The sequence below is a fragment of the Nostoc sp. C057 genome (assembly GCF_013393925.1).
Lineage (GTDB): Bacteria > Cyanobacteriota > Cyanobacteriia > Cyanobacteriales > Nostocaceae > Nostoc > Nostoc muscorum_A.
In genome coordinates this window covers 5,847,099-5,862,429 of the sequence record NZ_CP040281.1, presented here as the reverse complement: position 1 = coordinate 5,862,429, position 15,331 = coordinate 5,847,099, and the positions used below count along the sequence as shown (strand labels likewise).

9 protein-coding genes and 4 pseudogenes are annotated in these 15,331 nt (G+C 40.6%); 7 read left to right on the top strand and 6 right to left on the bottom strand.

Annotated features, from left to right (window positions below):
- Nucleotides 1-4: 4 nt before the first annotated feature.
- A pseudogene (locus FD724_RS41070) lies at nt 5-758 on the bottom strand (transposase); the annotation flags it as partial.
- A gap of 134 nt (nt 759-892) precedes the next feature.
- Here FD724_RS41070 and FD724_RS25200 point away from each other — a divergent pair.
- Nucleotides 893-1,420, top strand: a pseudogene (locus FD724_RS25200) (DUF2887 domain-containing protein); the annotation flags it as partial.
- A 158-nt stretch (nt 1,421-1,578) separates the two neighbouring features.
- On the opposite strand, the pseudogene FD724_RS42130 reads toward FD724_RS25200, so the two are convergent.
- Together FD724_RS42130 and FD724_RS25195 are read right to left on the bottom strand one after the other, a co-directional pair.
- Nucleotides 1,579-1,764 (bottom strand): annotated as a pseudogene (locus FD724_RS42130) (hypothetical protein); the annotation flags it as partial.
- A 30-nt stretch (nt 1,765-1,794) separates the two neighbouring features.
- Nucleotides 1,795-2,490, bottom strand: a complete 696-nt coding sequence (locus FD724_RS25195) for a hypothetical protein (RefSeq protein ID WP_114082747.1) — start codon at nt 2,488-2,490, stop codon at nt 1,795-1,797.
- Nucleotides 2,491-2,873: 383 nt separating this feature from the next.
- Between FD724_RS25195 and FD724_RS25190 the strand changes: the two genes are divergently transcribed.
- Both FD724_RS25190 and FD724_RS25185 read left to right on the top strand, forming a co-directional pair.
- The gene (locus tag FD724_RS25190; protein ID WP_100901136.1) at nt 2,874-3,098 is read left to right on the top strand and encodes a hypothetical protein; all 225 of its coding nucleotides are present in this window, start codon (nt 2,874-2,876) and stop codon (nt 3,096-3,098) included.
- Nucleotides 3,099-3,441: 343 nt separating this feature from the next.
- Entirely contained in the window at nt 3,442-4,389 is a 948-nt protein-coding gene (locus FD724_RS25185) for an aldo/keto reductase (RefSeq protein ID WP_179074479.1), read from the top strand.
- A 10-nt stretch (nt 4,390-4,399) separates the two neighbouring features.
- Here the strand turns inward: FD724_RS25185 and FD724_RS25180 are convergent.
- The 3 genes and pseudogenes from FD724_RS25180 to rimO all read right to left on the bottom strand — a co-directional run bounded on the left by FD724_RS25180 (nt 4,400) and on the right by rimO (nt 8,255).
- A pseudogene (locus FD724_RS25180) lies at nt 4,400-4,946 on the bottom strand (Uma2 family endonuclease).
- A 197-nt stretch (nt 4,947-5,143) separates the two neighbouring features.
- Nucleotides 5,144-6,673, bottom strand: coding sequence for a DEAD/DEAH box helicase (locus FD724_RS25175; protein ID WP_114082745.1), 1,530 nt, complete (start codon nt 6,671-6,673; stop codon nt 5,144-5,146).
- Nucleotides 6,674-6,935: 262 nt separating this feature from the next.
- Nucleotides 6,936-8,255: a 30S ribosomal protein S12 methylthiotransferase RimO gene (gene rimO / locus FD724_RS25170; protein ID WP_114082744.1), complete on the bottom strand. Its 1,320-nt coding sequence runs from the start codon at nt 8,253-8,255 to the stop codon at nt 6,936-6,938.
- 672 nt (nt 8,256-8,927) lie between these two features.
- Here rimO and btpA point away from each other — a divergent pair.
- From btpA to FD724_RS25150, 4 genes are all read left to right on the top strand, one after another.
- Nucleotides 8,928-9,776, top strand: coding sequence for a photosystem I biogenesis protein BtpA (btpA, locus tag FD724_RS25165; protein WP_179074478.1), 849 nt, complete (start codon nt 8,928-8,930; stop codon nt 9,774-9,776).
- An 85-nt stretch (nt 9,777-9,861) separates the two neighbouring features.
- The gene (locus FD724_RS25160) at nt 9,862-10,845 is read left to right on the top strand and encodes a vitamin K epoxide reductase family protein (protein ID WP_179074477.1); all 984 of its coding nucleotides are present in this window, start codon (nt 9,862-9,864) and stop codon (nt 10,843-10,845) included.
- 788 nt (nt 10,846-11,633) lie between these two features.
- On the top strand, nt 11,634-13,838 hold the full coding sequence (locus tag FD724_RS25155; RefSeq protein ID WP_179074476.1) for a CHASE2 domain-containing protein: 2,205 nt from the start codon (nt 11,634-11,636) through the stop codon (nt 13,836-13,838).
- 1,275 nt (nt 13,839-15,113) lie between these two features.
- Nucleotides 15,114-15,320: a hypothetical protein gene (locus FD724_RS25150; RefSeq protein ID WP_114082740.1), complete on the top strand. Its 207-nt coding sequence runs from the start codon at nt 15,114-15,116 to the stop codon at nt 15,318-15,320.
- Nucleotides 15,321-15,331 lie beyond the last annotated feature (11 nt).

Below are 15,331 nucleotides of genomic sequence, written 5' to 3'. Positions count from 1 at the left end.
GTGCGGGAAAAGGCGATAAATCCAGCTTGGAGACTGGTTTTCGCAGGGCTTTAACTACTCCTAAATCTTGATTTTCTTTGGCAGCGAAGTACTGAATTGGGTCATCCGCCTTACCTTTGTCATAGGCGACGCTAAAATGATATAAACCACGAAAAATCATCTCTAAAGAAATGCGGTCAAATGGCAGAGATAATTCGTCTGCAACCGCATCTCCCAAGTCAACCAATACTGCATAAAAGAGCCAAGTTGCCCACACTTGTAACTTCACACCATTAATAGAACCAGTCCATAAATACGAAAGTCCCAATAAACGTTTGACCACATAGAAAGCTTCTTCAATCCTCCATCTTTTCCGATATAAGTCAGCAACAACGTAGGGAGGTAATATTTGCGGGTCTAGGGACAGAAGTAATGTAAGAATAGCTAGTTTTACCGACTTTTATTTCAATTAGACGTAAAGTCAGTACTGGTGCGCCACGACGAATAGTACCAAGTTGAATTAATCGGTCTTTAAGCGAATGGTCATAGCTAAAAATCTTTAAGTATTTAATAGATGCTTTAACTTTTAAACGTGTAACAAAATGAACTTCTTGGTTAATAAGTTGTTGCAAAAATTGAAAATGATAAAAACCTCTGTCAAGTAAAATCAGAGTTTTAGCAGGCAGTAAATTTAGTAATGCCGCTTCAAAATTAGTGTCTGATGCTGCGGGATTAGTGTGAAACCAAACTTCGACAGGTAAGCGAGTTACCAAATCAATACAAATATAGGTGGGGGAGGAGGTGAGCGACGCTCACCTCCTCCCCCTACCCTCAACACGATTATCATTCTTGTTTAAGATTTTTTGAGTATTTTAACTGATTGACAAAAAACACTTTGTTCTAACCTCTCACGGATGGGTTCTGTGTGGTAATTTTTTCATCACGCTCTTTGGAACCAAGCGATCAAAGAACTCATCGAATATTTCTCAACAGCGATCAAGTGCAGAGAATCTATTTAGATGAGTTAGGCGCGACTAATCAGCAGCCAATAGGTATCAACTTGATGCAGTTGACTCTAGCATCGGATGAAGTGATGGCAGAGCAAGCAAAGCAATTGATTGAGCGGGTAAAATTAGAGGAAACGGACACACTGCCGCAAAACGAAATACTAGACATCATAACCACAATTGCCGTTTATAAGTTTTCGACCTTGAGTAGAGAGGACGTTGAAGCTATGCTAGGACTCACTTTGGAGCAAACAAGAGTTTATCAGGAAGCGAAAGCCGAGGGTCGAGAAGAAGGTCGAGAAGAACGAGAAGCTGAAATGTTGAAACTTACCGTCCCTCTGTTACTAAAAACAGGGATGAGTGTTGAGCAGATTGCTCAACACCTCAATGTTGATATAGAAGCTGTCCAGATTGCTGCACAGTCAAGTACATAAAATAATGACGAGAGCTTGATTAAAATCCTCAATTGCCCTTTTCTGGTTTCTAGAGCGATCGCGCCAAAATGTGACAGATATTAAGATGCTCATGATTTCATCGGAGAGAAGAATAATCACACTCATTTTTGCCTGAAGTCTAACTAAAGTCTCGTGTATCACTGTGCCATCCTGAGCAATGTACCACCAACTGCATAAACAGCATCAAAACCAATTCTTTCTCCCCAAAGTGCTGCATCGGTTTGCTTAAATCGTAATCGAAAACTCGTTTCGACTAAATTATTACCGATTTCGTAATCTATTGTTTCAAGATTAATCGAGATAATTTTGCCAAATTTATCTTTATTGAGTGGCTAAAATTGATACTATCCCTATCATCGGAGATTATCCAAATCTCGACCAACAAATTCAGCCGATGAAGCCCATGCAGATTTAATCTCATTCGTATCGGGATCACGATACCAAGCTACTTCCCAAATTCTATTCATATTCCACTCCCAAGATACAATTCTATCTTTTATAAAAGATATAAGAGTTGTCGGGAAAATAATAAACCCAACAAAAGCATCGCTTGGATGCCTTCTTGTTTCAAGAATTACTCCTTTAACAGATTCTTGAACTCTTGTACAGTCTGGATCAGAATAGACTAAAACTCCTGGATGATAAACTATATGAACTTCATGCGGGATTGATTGAAGGCTTTCCAGAAGAGATAAACCACTCTCTACTGCTAATAAAATATCATTTGAATCTACCTCCTGCCCATGAACACTTTTATTACGTATTGACCAAAAGTAATTAGCTTTTTCTATTTCAGTAAAACCATAAGGTTCCAAAAGCTTGACATCAGCTAAGAATCTACCTTGAGACTTATCCAAAAGTCCCATACTAGCAATTAAATATCGAAGCTCTCTTTCTATTTCAGATGCCAATAGTATTAAATTAGTTTTAGGAGATGATTGCAAGTGTTCAATTCGAGCTTGAATTTCCTCTTTCCTAACTTCTTCAATAACTTCTTTGCTTGCTCCATATAAGTCTAGAAAAGATGAAAATTTAGATACTCTCAGCATGAGGATACAAATAATTGCGATAAAGCATCTCTCTCTTGTTGCTTGTCTCTTGGTTATCCATAAATATCGCAGTTGTACTAGAGGATATTATTAACAGTTATTACTTACTAGGTAAGTTTCTAATAATTCACTAAACTTATATGGAAGGTCTAACACTAAGTTAAAACGCGATTGATTATAGCATAGAGTACAACTCTAGTTATATACAACTAGAGTGATGGTATTGTGCTTCACCTGTTATCGGACGCAATCAAGCCAGATAAAAATATCAATATGAAAATGTGGTTTTAACTACGCTATTCTATTGAATTAGTAAGATAAACTTGCCGTATGTATGTCATCAAACTACTTAGCTTCATCTAGTAACCAAAAAGGCATAAGCAATGAGTCAAGAACCAGTCAAAGTAATATTATGGGAAGAAAATCAAAAAGATTTTCTAAAAAAGTTCTATGATCTTCAATTTACTCCCAGAGTAGGAGAGGAAGTTTACCTAAAAAAAGAGAAATGGAAAGTAACCAGAGTTGAGCATGATGTAGAAATTAGTGAAATTAATGTCTACATGCAATTAATCAAAAAAGTCAAGCAGGAGAAACCATCTAATTCATAATTACAAGTAAATACACTCAACTATCGCAATCCTATTTGATGTGTGAGAATTGCAGCCCGCAGATCCCCGACTTCGTAAAAGTTGTCGGGGATCTTGTTTAGGGACTTGTAAAAAATAAATTATCCCAAATTATTTATAGATTTTAGGAGCGCAAGGCTTTGTGTCCCTACAACAAGATATTTTTTTAACTGAAAGTCCCTTATGCGCGTTTGATTCAGGGTTTAAATCGCGATCGCACCGTGAAGATCCTTAATAAGACTAGATCAACTTACCCACACCCAATCTTGTCTGTAACGATACACTATAAAAGTAAAGAAATGTAAATAAAGTAAATTTTGCAACCGTGGAAAACATCACATTGGGGCAAAATGGCCCAGTTGTTACACCCTTGTGCATAGGCACTTGGGCTTGGGGTGATAAACTATTTTGGAATTATGGCGATTGCTACGGCCCAGAACAGTTGCAAGAAGCATTTACCGCAGCCTTAGAAGCTGGTATTACCTTTTTTGATACTGCCGAAATCTACGGAATGGGAAAGAGCGAGGAATTTTTAGGACAATTTCTGCAACAGACACAACAACCTGTACAAATCGCCACAAAATTTGGCCCCGTACCGTGGCGATTTACAGCCCAATCTGTCTCTGATGCTTTAACAGCCAGCCTCAAACGGCTACAACTTGAGCGAATTGCCCTGTACCAAGTGCATTGGCCTTTTGCCTTCTTTTTAAGTCAACAAACTTTAATGAATGCCTTAGCGGATGAAGTGAAGCGGGGCAGAATTGCGGCAGTCGGTGTAAGTAATTACTCAGCAGAGCAAATGCGAGACGCGCATCAAATACTGGCAGCCCGTGGAGTGCCTTTGGCTGTAAACCAAGTCCGTTATTCTTTACTCAGTCGCCAAATTGAAAGCAAGGGGATTCTGGCAACTGCGCGTGAGTTGGGTGTGACTATTTTGGCATATAGTCCTTTAGCACAGGGATTACTCACAGGTAAGTACAGTATTAATAATGCTGAAACCCCCACTGGTGCGAGAAAAATAGACCCGCAATTTAAGAAAGAAGGTCTGCAAAAAATTGCCCCAGTTATATCTTTGCTACGCAGCTTCGGGGAAAAATACGATCGCACCCCTGCCCAAGTTGCTCTCAACTGGTTAATTACTCAGGGGAACGTTATTCCTATTGCTGGGGTGAAGACAGCCGAACAGGTACGGCAGAATGCTGGTGCTTTGGGCTGGAGATTGAGCGACGATGAAATTGGAGAGTTAGAACTAGTTAGTCGTCCTTGGCTGTAGTAGTTTTGAACTACTCAAACACAGGAGGCCAAATTTCTGACACTACTAGCTCCCAACCTGGTAGTAAGTCTGGTAGTGTCAGTTTGTCGTTGTCTTGCAAAACTATTGGCTCTTGGTTGAGTCGATAAACTGTGAGCGTCAATTTGTCAGGATCAATCAGGATGCCAACTGTACATCCAAGTTGTAGAAATAGCTGAATCTTTTCTACCAGTGGTTTGATGCGGTCTGACTTAGATTTTATCTCTACCATCAAGTCAGGTACAAGTTCTACAAAGTCGCGCTTGCTTGTTTTAAGTCTATCAGCACGCACAAAAGATACATCGGGAGCGCGAAGATTTCGTTTTTCGTTATCAGCTTCTTTCCCGTTTTCACTCTCTAATGTAGGCAAAATGAAACCAGCGCTAGAACCAGTTACCCAGTAATCTAGCTAACTCAGCGCCTATTTCCTCTGACTCATAATCTGATGGGCCCATAACAACTATATTTCCGTCTACCAGCTCCATCTGCCATTCTGGATGCTCTGCTTGTAGTTGCTCTAAGTCTGGGATAGTGAACATAAGACCACGAAGAATGCATCTTTGAATTTATCTTCCTACAAAGAGGTAGAAGAAATTACCAAAAAGCCAAAAAGTCAAGAGCTAAAGCCAAAATATTGACTCTTAACTCTCAACTCTCCAATTTTATATTTGGATTTTGGATTGAAGAAAAAATCTAAAAATCTAAAATCCAAAATTAATTAACTTCTAACTGTTGACTAAGAAGCTGATTCTCTAGCTGTAGGTGAACCTATCTTTTTACTAGGGGATGCAGAAGACTCGTTCCCACTTGTCCGCAGTTTTGGCTTGGGAGAAGAATGTCTTTCTTCACCATTGTTACTATCTGATTTCCATGCCGAACGGGGGCGATCGCTGGAAGAGTCACGACGCTTGCCGAGTCTTGGTTTGGGAGCAGAAGATTCCTCTTGGGGAATTTCTACATCTGAACTCAACCAAGCGGGGCGAGTTTGATCGTAAGCGATTTGCAATGCGGCTGCGGCGATCGCTTGAGCATCGTATTCTTCAATTAGTTCGCTAACAATTGGCAAGAATGAAGCCAAACGCTCACCTGTCAAAGCTTCCCGCACTTGTTCTTGCAGTTTCAGGATGTGCCGCGCTTCAATTTGTGCGCGTGTAGGAATGGTCAGCAATTGCCAACTTTGACGGTTATGACGTTCAAATGTTTGCTGTTTGCGACGCTCAAATGGTTGTACCAAAGAAATTGCTGTTCCTTCTTTACCAGCACGACCAGTACGACCAATACGGTGGACGTAGGTTTCTACGCTATCGGGTAAGTCGAAGTTGATTACATGGGAGAGTTGATCCACATCTAACCCTCGTGCTGCAATATCAGTTGCTACTACCCAACGGACTTGACGGTTACGGAATCTAACTAATAACCGTTCCCGTGCTTGTTGAGACAAGTCACCGTGGTATTCATCGACACTGTGACCAGCGCCTTGTAACTGACTGGTGAGTTCGGCGGCTGTGCGTCTGGTGCGAACAAAGATTAAGGCTGTTTCTGGATCTTCCATTTCCAGAATCGGCTGTAAAGCTTTAGCTTTTGTCCAGTGGCGGGGGATCAAGTAAGCTACTTGATTGATTTTGTTAGGAGCGGCTTTTGGTTGCTCAACGGTGACAGTTGCAGGCGATCGCAAGAACTTGTTCACCAACATCCGAATCGATGGTGGCATTGTTGCCGAGAATAAAGCTGTTTGGCGATCTACGGGCGCTTGTGAGAGGATTTTGATCACATCGTCGATAAAGCCCATGCTCAACATTTCATCGGCTTCATCCAACACAAACCACTTCACTTGATCGAGCTTTAAACAGCCGCGATCGAGTAAATCGATCACCCGTCCTGGAGTCCCCACAACCATGTGAACGCCACGTCTGAGTTGTAACATTTGACGGTCAATTGATTGACCACCATAGATTGCTAACACCCGCAATCCTTCATCGCCGATGAATTGCGCGATCGCATCGTGAACCTGCATTGCTAATTCACGAGTTGGTGTTAAAACTATGGCTTGTACGGCTTTTTGATTAATATCTAGCCGCTCTAAAATAGGCAGTGAAAATGCTGCGGTTTTGCCTGTTCCAGTTTGAGATTGACCTACTACATCACGACCACCCAGCAATTGGGGAATTGCTTGGACTTGAATGTTAGTTGGTTCGGTAAAACCGATTTTTTCTAGTTGTGCAACACGTTCTTGGGAAATGCCTAATTCTTGGAATGAAAGAGTCATTAATTCGTCCTAAATTTTATGTAAGGATTCTTGGATTAGCCATTTAGTCATTAGTCATTAGTCATTAGTCGTTAGTCATTAGTTATTAGTAAGCCAAGGGCGGTAGCGAAGCCTCAAGTCTTTGAGAGACTATGCCAAAGAGTCCGCGAACTTCAGGTAAACCCTCATGAAAACTGCCATTAATGCAGCGTTGACCTTAAAATAAGGGTAAATCTGTAAGGGTCATTTAACAAAGGACAAAAGACAAAAGACAAAAGACAATTTAGTTATTGACTACTTGACCATAGAGGTCGTATGTATCAGCGTGGTGAATCGCTATTGGCACGATGGTTCCTAACTTTGCCTGGCCTTTGACATACACCAGACCATCAACCTCTGGGGAAAATCTACCTGAACGACCTATTAATTCACCACTTTCAGGATTTTCTTGCTCAATCAGGACATCGACGATTTTGCCTACTTCCTGTTGATTTTTCTTTTGAGAAATCGGTTGCTGGAGTTCCATCAGTTGGTATCGGCGATCGTCCATCACTTCTTGGGCCAACTGATTTGGTAGCTTGTAAGCTGGGGTTCCTTCCTCAGAGGAAAAGGTGAAGACACCAACATGATCGAATTCATGCCGTTGAACGAACTCTAGTAGATGCTCAAAATGCTCTTGTGTTTCTCCTGGGAAACCAACAATAAATGTTGTCCGCAGTACGGCTGTTGGTAGCGCCGTTTTGATGCGATCTATAATCCCATCATTTACCCGCCCTTGCCAAGGACGGTTCATGGCGCGGAGAATATCTGGATGAGAATGCTGCAAGGGCAAATCCAGATAAGGCAAGACGTTTGGTGTTTCTTGAATCGCCGCGATTACATCTGGGGTCAGTCCCGTGGGATAAGCGTAATGCATTCTGATCCACGGTATATCTACTTTCCCCAAAGCGCGAAGTAATTCGGCTAATTTTGGCTTACCGTAAATATCTAAACCGTAATTAGTGGTGATTTGGGAAATTAGAATAATTTCCTTTACCCCTTGACTAACTAACTGCTCGGCTTCGGCGACTATAGATTCAATAGTACGCGATCGCTGGTTCCCTCGAAGATGAGGAATTATACAAAATGCACAACGATAATCACAACCTTCGGCAACCCGGAGGTAAGCTACGCCCTCGGTTGTAGTGCGATAGCGCGGTGTAGTTTCGTCGGCAATGTAGGTTGGTTCGATACTAACCTGTTTAACCCGTTCGCCAAGTTCAACACGCTCAATTACATTAACAATTTTGTGATAATCGCCTGTGCCGACAACGGCTACTGCTTCGGGCAATTCCTCCAAAAGTTGTTCTTGAAAGTGTTGCGCCATGCAGCCAGTGATTACGATCTTTTTATTTGCCTCTGCCAGTTCTACCAAGGTTCTGACAGATTCTTGCCGGGCTGCTTCAATAAAACTACAAGTATTAACAATAACGTAATCTGCTAACTCTTCATTTGTATCTACACCGTAGCCTGCTTCTACGAGCATTCCCAGCATGTGTTCTGTATCAATTCGATTTTTCTCGCAGCCCAGGTGAGAAATGGCAATTGTTGGCTTGTCACCCATATTTTGAAAATATCTTCATTTTTTTCTTCTTGTTGTCAAACGTTCCGGCGCTAACTTCGCTTTTTTGCTATCAGCATCCTCATGAAAACACTACAGTGGCAAATTCCCACTGTTTTTAACTGTCCGTGGACTCACAACCCTATTAATAAATAAAAATAGAGGTCATGTTATGATATTCCTATCAATCTGTTCCCCAGGGTAAATTGAAGTGTCTTTGGGTACTTTTGACACTTGTAATCTTTTTTAACAATTCGCCTATTGGTATTTTACATTACCACAGCGTGTGCGTTGTTAATCTACCCATCGGGAAGCCGCCCAAAGGGCTTGTTGTGAGAAGTCGCTACCCTCAGGGAAATCGACGAAAGCGACTACGCCTATAAAGCAGTAATGCTACCCCGGCAATTGGCAAGTCCTACGACTGTTCGCGGACAAGATGCCTAAACCACGGAAAGCTGCCTTGCGTCTAGTGAGTGGCAAACTCCTCTTGTAGCCAGGTTTTATCTTAACATATCTTATGGGAGGTTTCACGCCAATTTCCATCTGAGGAAGGAGGCAATAAACCGACTATCATAAAACACATTTGACTAGTTAATGAAAAGTCAAGAGTCAAGGGTCATATAATCAATAGTCAAAAAATTCTAGACTCTGGACTCCGCGAGGCGGATTAAAGACGTGGACTTATATCAATTATTTAAAACTCGCTCACCGATTATTGGCGTGGTTCACCTGCTACCACTGCCTACCTCGCCCCGTTGGGGAGGTAGCCTAAAAGCGGTGATTGACCGAGCTGAACAAGAAGCTGCGGCCCTTGCAAGCGGAGGGGTTGACGGTCTGATTGTGGAGAATTTTTTCGACGCGCCCTTTACCAAAAACCAAGTCGATCCCGTGGTTGTGAGTGCCATGACCATTGTGGTGCAACGGATACAAAACTTGGTGACTTTGCCTATAGGCTTAAATGTTTTGCGAAACGACGGCAAAAGTGCAATGGCGATCGCTAGCTGTGTACAGGCGCAATTCATCCGCGTCAACGTTCTCACGGGAGTAATGGCAACCGATCAGGGATTAATTGAAGGAGAAGCCCATCACCTACTCCGCTATCGACGGGAGTTAGGCTGCGATGTTAAAATTCTGGCCGATGTTTTGGTGAAGCACGCCCGTCCTTTGAGTTCTCCAAATCTCACAGTCGCCGTGAAAGACACCATTGAAAGGGGTTTAGCAGACGGGGTGATTTTGTCAGGCTGGGCTACTGGTAGTCCACCTAACTTAGAAGATTTGGAACTAGCTTGTGATGCAGCAGCTGGCACGCCAGTGTTCATTGGTAGTGGGGCAAATTGGGAAAATATTGATACATTGATGCAGGCAGCAGACGGTGTAATAGTTTCCAGTTCCCTGAAACGTCACGGACGTATTGAGCAACCAATTGACCCAATTCGCGTCAGTCAATTTGTCGAAGCCGCGCGTCGCAGTTGGAACTCCAAAGGTGAAAGCAAATCAGCAGAACAAGTGAAATTACATTCTTAGGGAGTGGGGAGAGCAAGCAAACAATTATTATTCGCCATTCCCCATTCCCCATTCTCTATTTTCCATTCCCCATTCCCCAATATTTATGATTCGCCGTCGTTCTACTCCTTGGATTCATAAATGGTCACGGCCATTGATTGCCGCGATCGCTGGATGTGGTGCCCTGATCACAGGTTATCTCACCATAGAAAAGTTAACAGGAGGCAGTGCCGCTTGTGTGGCAGAGGCTGGTGCTAAGGGTTGTAATGATGTGCTTTCCAGTCCTTGGGCAACAATTTTTGGTCAGCCGTTAGCTTTGTTTGGGCTTTTAGCATATATCAGTATGGTGATATTGGCTTTAGCTCCCTTGGTATTTAACTCAGGGGAAAACAATAGCCGCAAACAATTGGAAAATTTGACGTGGTGGCTGCTGCTGGTGGGTGCGATCGCTATGTCTGTCTTTAGCGGCTACTTAATGTATGTGCTGACATCTCAAATTAAAGCTGTTTGTCCTTACTGTATTGGTTCAGCTTTGTTTTCTGTGAGTCTTTTGGTACTAACAATTATGGGTCGAACTTGGGAGGATATTGGACAAATCTTCTTTACCGCCCTAATTGTGGGTATGGTAACGCTGATTGGTGCTTTAGGCGTTTATGCTGGCGTGAATAAATCAGATGTTACACCTGAAACTCCAGGACAACCCACAAAAATTACCTTTAATTCCAAAGGAGACCCTAACCCAGCGTTTGGTTGGGAAGTTACCACCACTTCTGGCGAGGCAGAAATAGCCTTAGCAAGCCATCTAGCAAAGGTAGGCGCAAAGGAATACAGCGCTTACTGGTGTCCTCATTGCCATGAACAAAAGCAGCTTTTTGGTAAAGAAGCCGAGGAAATAATTAACAAAGATGTTAAGGTAGAGTGCGCTCCTGATGGGCTTAAAGCTCAAACAGAACTGTGTAAAGCCGCAAAAATTGAAGGCTTCCCCACTTGGATCATCAATGGTCAAAGTTATAGCGGAGTCCAAAACTTAAATGAACTAGCAAAAGTTTCTGGTTACACAGGGCCTCGCAACTTTAAGTATTTCAAGTAATTGTCTTCAAGAAGGCTAGATCAAGCTAGTGGTAAGCTGTAGCTCACATCCCATAAAATAATGCTGAGTTAAAAGACTGCCACGCCACTTGTTTTACTTAAGGTTTACCTACGTGGAGTTTCCCGTAATTACAGAGTGCTTTTTGTCACTCAGAATAGAAGAAACGCCCCGCTATAGCGCCGAGTAATAGTCAACTGGATGAATACAGCAAAGTCTGTTTCCAGTTGGCTGTTTTGTTTTTGGTAATAGATAATAGGTCTTGTCCAATAGCCAATTACCAGTTTTCCTGCGGCTTTTATCCGAAAATATTTGAAAGTTTAAGGAAATTAATCAAGTATATTTACTTTAATTTGATGTATAGTTTAATTTTTTTACAGCACTTGGGGGCTAATTGGGATGTAATCATGTCAGTACCAAACCTAAAGGTGTGTCTGTTAGAAGTTAAAATTTACCACAATTTTCAGCAAGCCCTACTTAATCATTACAAATGTGCGACTTGAATTGAATAAGCTTTGCCAGCCAAGCATTTGGGCGTTAAATTCACTGAAACTCCCTTTCAACAGATTTATTAATCTGTGCTGATAGCCACAAAACTCCCAGTTGCCGTTTGGTCATGAAATCAGCCTTAATATATGTTATTACATTCACAAATGCCAGAATGTCTTGAAGAAACTTGCTGAGTTGAAAAAACTCTTAGAAACTCTATTTAGCTCTCCCTTAAAATATGTTAGTCCGATAGTTAATAGCTATAGGAAATAGAGAATATTTCTCCCTACTAGGTAATGGGAATGAACCAGCAGCTAGGCAAGCGTTTTGTAAAGTTAATCTTTGGACTAAAACAATCGCTTAGTCGAGGACACAGAGAATTGATTACTGCCGTCAGCGTTGCAGTCTGCGTCGTGCTGTTGCACTCCATTGGATTATTGCAATCTTTGGAGTTTGCAGCTTTGGATCAATTGTTTCGCTTACGTCCAAATGAACCGCCGGAAGAGCGTATTACAATCGTAGTGATTGATGAAGCCTATTTGAACGAAATACGTTCGTGGCCGATTTCAGATGCGAAGATTGCACTGTTGTTGCAAAAATTAAATGTCCACAAACCCCGTGCTATTGGCTTAGACCTCTACAGAAATTTACCAGTAGAGCCTGGTAATCAAGAACTACGTCATACTTATAAGTCAATGCCCAATTTAATTGGTATTGAACTATTGGCAAATGACAAAAACAAAAACTTTAGTGTTTTACCTCCACAGGGACTGAATAAGGATCAAGTTGGCTTTAATAACGTGCTATACGATCTGGATGGTAAAGTACGTCGCAGTTTGTTGTATTGGCACGTTGATGAGCAGTTACACGAAAGTTTTGCCCTGAAGTTGGCTTTATTGTATTTAAAGCCAAAGGGAATTACCCCTACCAAAGCAAAAAGCAACCCTGAGTATTTGCAATTGGGCAAGGCATCATTTACTCGTTTCGAGGCTAATGATGGTGCTTATGTGAGGGCTGATGATAGAGGATACCAAATTCTGACCAATTTTCCCAAACCTAAATGTCAAAGTTCATCTAGAGAAATTTGTAATTTTCGTCAGGTATCGATAAAAGATGTACTGGCAGATAAAGTCCCAGAAAACTTAATCAAAGATCGGATTATACTGATTGGTTCTACTGCACCTAGTCTTCAGGATTTTGTATTTATTCCCTACTCCAGCAGTCTAATGGGTACGGCAAAGCCCGTACCTGGGATTCAACTGCAAGCTTATTTTATTAGTGAGTTAATATCTGCTGCTCTTGATGGACGACCATTATTAAAATTCTGGTCTGACTTGATGGAATACTTGTGGATTTTTATCTGGTCTTATCTGGGAGCCGTGACGACATGGCGGATACGACACGCTAGTAGAAGTCTGCTTTGTATCCTAGTTTCTTGCTTTGTATTGACCCTGACTACATACCTTGCTTTTTTATACGGTTTGTGGATACCGTTCCTTCCCTCATTGTTTAGCTTTGGCAGTTCAGCTATTTGGATGATCAGTCATATTGCCCATATCCAGGAAGAGTGGAAACGTTCTAAAGAATTTTTGCATCACGTAATCAACACGATTCCCGATCCAATTTTTGTGAAAAATGAACAACATCAGTGGATTGTTTTAAATGAAGCCTATTGTCGATTTATCGGTTATCCAAATAAGTTGTTAATTGAGAAGTCAGACTATGACTTTTTCCCTAAACATGAAGCTGATGTGTTTCGACAACAGGATGATCTTGTGTTCCGAACTGAAAAGCCTCAGGAACATGAAGAAGAGTTTACCAATGCAGATGGGCAGACTCATCAAATTGCCACTAAGCGATCGCTCCACAAAGACTCAGCTGGCAATTTCTTTTTAGTTGGGGTCATCCGAGATATTACTCAGCGCAAGCTGATGGAGGAGCAGCTGAAGCGCACTGCTGCTGAACTATTCCAATCTAACAATGAATTAAAACTCAAAGAAGATCACTTGCGTTATTTGGCGTATCACGATCCCCTCACCGGTTTATCCAATCGCAAATTTTTTGCCGAACAACTTTACGAGTCATTACATTGGGCGCAACACAATAACCTGTTGCTGGGACTGTTGTTTATTGATTTAGATGGCTTTAAGCAAGTTAATGATACTCTGGGGCACGAGACTGGCGATCGCTTGCTAATGACTATCGCTGGAAGACTCAGCAACTCTTTACGCGCTAGTGATACAGTTTCTCGTTTGGGTGGCGATGAATTTACTATAATTTTGCGGGCAATTCCTAATGTCCAGATAGCTGCTAAAGTCGCCGAAAAAATCTTAAGCAGTATTACCAAGCCAATTGTTTTGGATGGCTATGCAATCCGAATCTCTGCCAGTATTGGCATAAGTGTCTATCCATACAACAGTCAAGATAGTGAAAATTTGATCAAACAAGCAGATGCAGCAATGTATCGTGCCAAGCACCTGGGTAAAAATCGCTACGAGTTTGCTTAATTAGTTAAGAGTTAAGTCTCCATATTTTTCTCGCTATAGTAAAAAATTTTACCGTTCAATTATGACTGTGGACTTTAAATATGTGCAAGCCACTATTTTGAAAAAGCATTTTGTATATAACTGTGATTTGAACCATGTTTTGACCAAACGGACACGATACGCTTCACACCGCACTAGGACAACATATACTTCAAAGTTATAAATGGAGTCCAAAAACGTCAAAACTTAATTCCAGGAAGCAACGTGGGTTTTATAGTTCATTTGTACGTGTTCTTGATCGAGAGCTTTTAAAACCAAGTATCGGGCGATCGCTTAATCACTGAATTTTCGACTAAACATATTTTTGAACCATATTGTGGACATTTTGAATCATATTTTGACCGAAATTTTAAAATTTTCGACTAAATTAGTGTGTCTTGCTCGGCATTTTTTACCAAGTCTAAAAATAAAACTTTTGGTCGTATTATGGTTCACATTTAAAACACACGGACATAATTTGATTCATAAATTTAAGTTGTTGATTGGCTCAAAAGCTTGAAATTACGTTAACTTTTGGTCACGTTATGGTTCAAAATTTGGTCATGCAGGAGGTAAAATCACAATAACTAGAGGTAGTTTTTTAGTCAAGATAGAGACTTAGCAAGGCTTTTGGGACTGATGATTAAAACTAAGAAGATAAGTGAAAAAGGAATTCATCATCAGAATTAATTAGAAAAATAATTTTTTTATAAACTTTGTGTAATTATTTTTACAAACAAAAGCATACTTATACTATACGGAATTACAACGGTATTTTATAATTCCATAGTTTTCAAAATCCTTATAATATAACAATTACGTTATTTTATCTTTATATGTTTTTACTATAGTAAAAACATAACTATACAAGAAAATAAGTATTTTTTTATATCTTTTGAAATCTTGATTCGGCGAACATAGTGTTAATACTTAAAAGTATTAAGATATTATTAATAAATCGTGAATTAAACAAAACGCTTATAGCAATCCATCAACATATCTAACTTTAGGCTGATGTAAAAATGGCTAATTAAGAATATTACTTAAGTATAAAAACTATTTAATACCAGCAAATCAAGGTTGTCGTACAAGTAAACACCACAATTACTTGTAAAGTATTGGGAATAATTTAATAAAGTTCAAATATTTTTTCAAAAATATCAGTAAATATACGTGAGTTAATAAAAATACGTTTTAAATGAAAAATTAGTAAATTTACTGCAACCTATGAAAACTAACTTCCGATTCACAAAGATTATGATACTCTGTATAAGTGCTTACGTACTAGTACCGAAAATTGCCGCTTCCACGAGCCTATTCGGTACTGCAAGTGCTAATACTGTTGTTACTACTAGCAGCAATACTTTAATTGCCCGCAAAGTCAATTCTCCAAATTTAAAAGACACATATATACCACCAAATTATGGTGGCCCTGACAGTCAGCATGGTAGCGGCACTCGCTGATGTCCATTTTT

Bases quoted from the DNA above. Each gene is read 5' to 3' on its own strand.
- FD724_RS25195 (WP_114082747.1), bottom strand. From the start codon at position 2,490: ATGCTGAGAGTATCTAAATTTTCATCTTTTCTAGACTTATATGGAGCA.
- FD724_RS25190 (WP_100901136.1), top strand. From the start codon at position 2,874: ATGAGTCAAGAACCAGTCAAAGTAATATTATGGGAAGAAAATCAAAAA.
- rimO (WP_114082744.1), bottom strand. From the start codon at position 8,255: ATGGGTGACAAGCCAACAATTGCCATTTCTCACCTGGGCTGCGAGAAA.
- FD724_RS25150 (WP_114082740.1), top strand. From the start codon at position 15,114: ATGATACTCTGTATAAGTGCTTACGTACTAGTACCGAAAATTGCCGCT.
- FD724_RS25175 (WP_114082745.1), bottom strand. From the start codon at position 6,673: ATGACTCTTTCATTCCAAGAATTAGGCATTTCCCAAGAACGTGTTGCA.
- FD724_RS25155 (WP_179074476.1), top strand. From the start codon at position 11,634: ATGAACCAGCAGCTAGGCAAGCGTTTTGTAAAGTTAATCTTTGGACTA.
- FD724_RS25160 (WP_179074477.1), top strand. From the start codon at position 9,862: ATGATTCGCCGTCGTTCTACTCCTTGGATTCATAAATGGTCACGGCCA.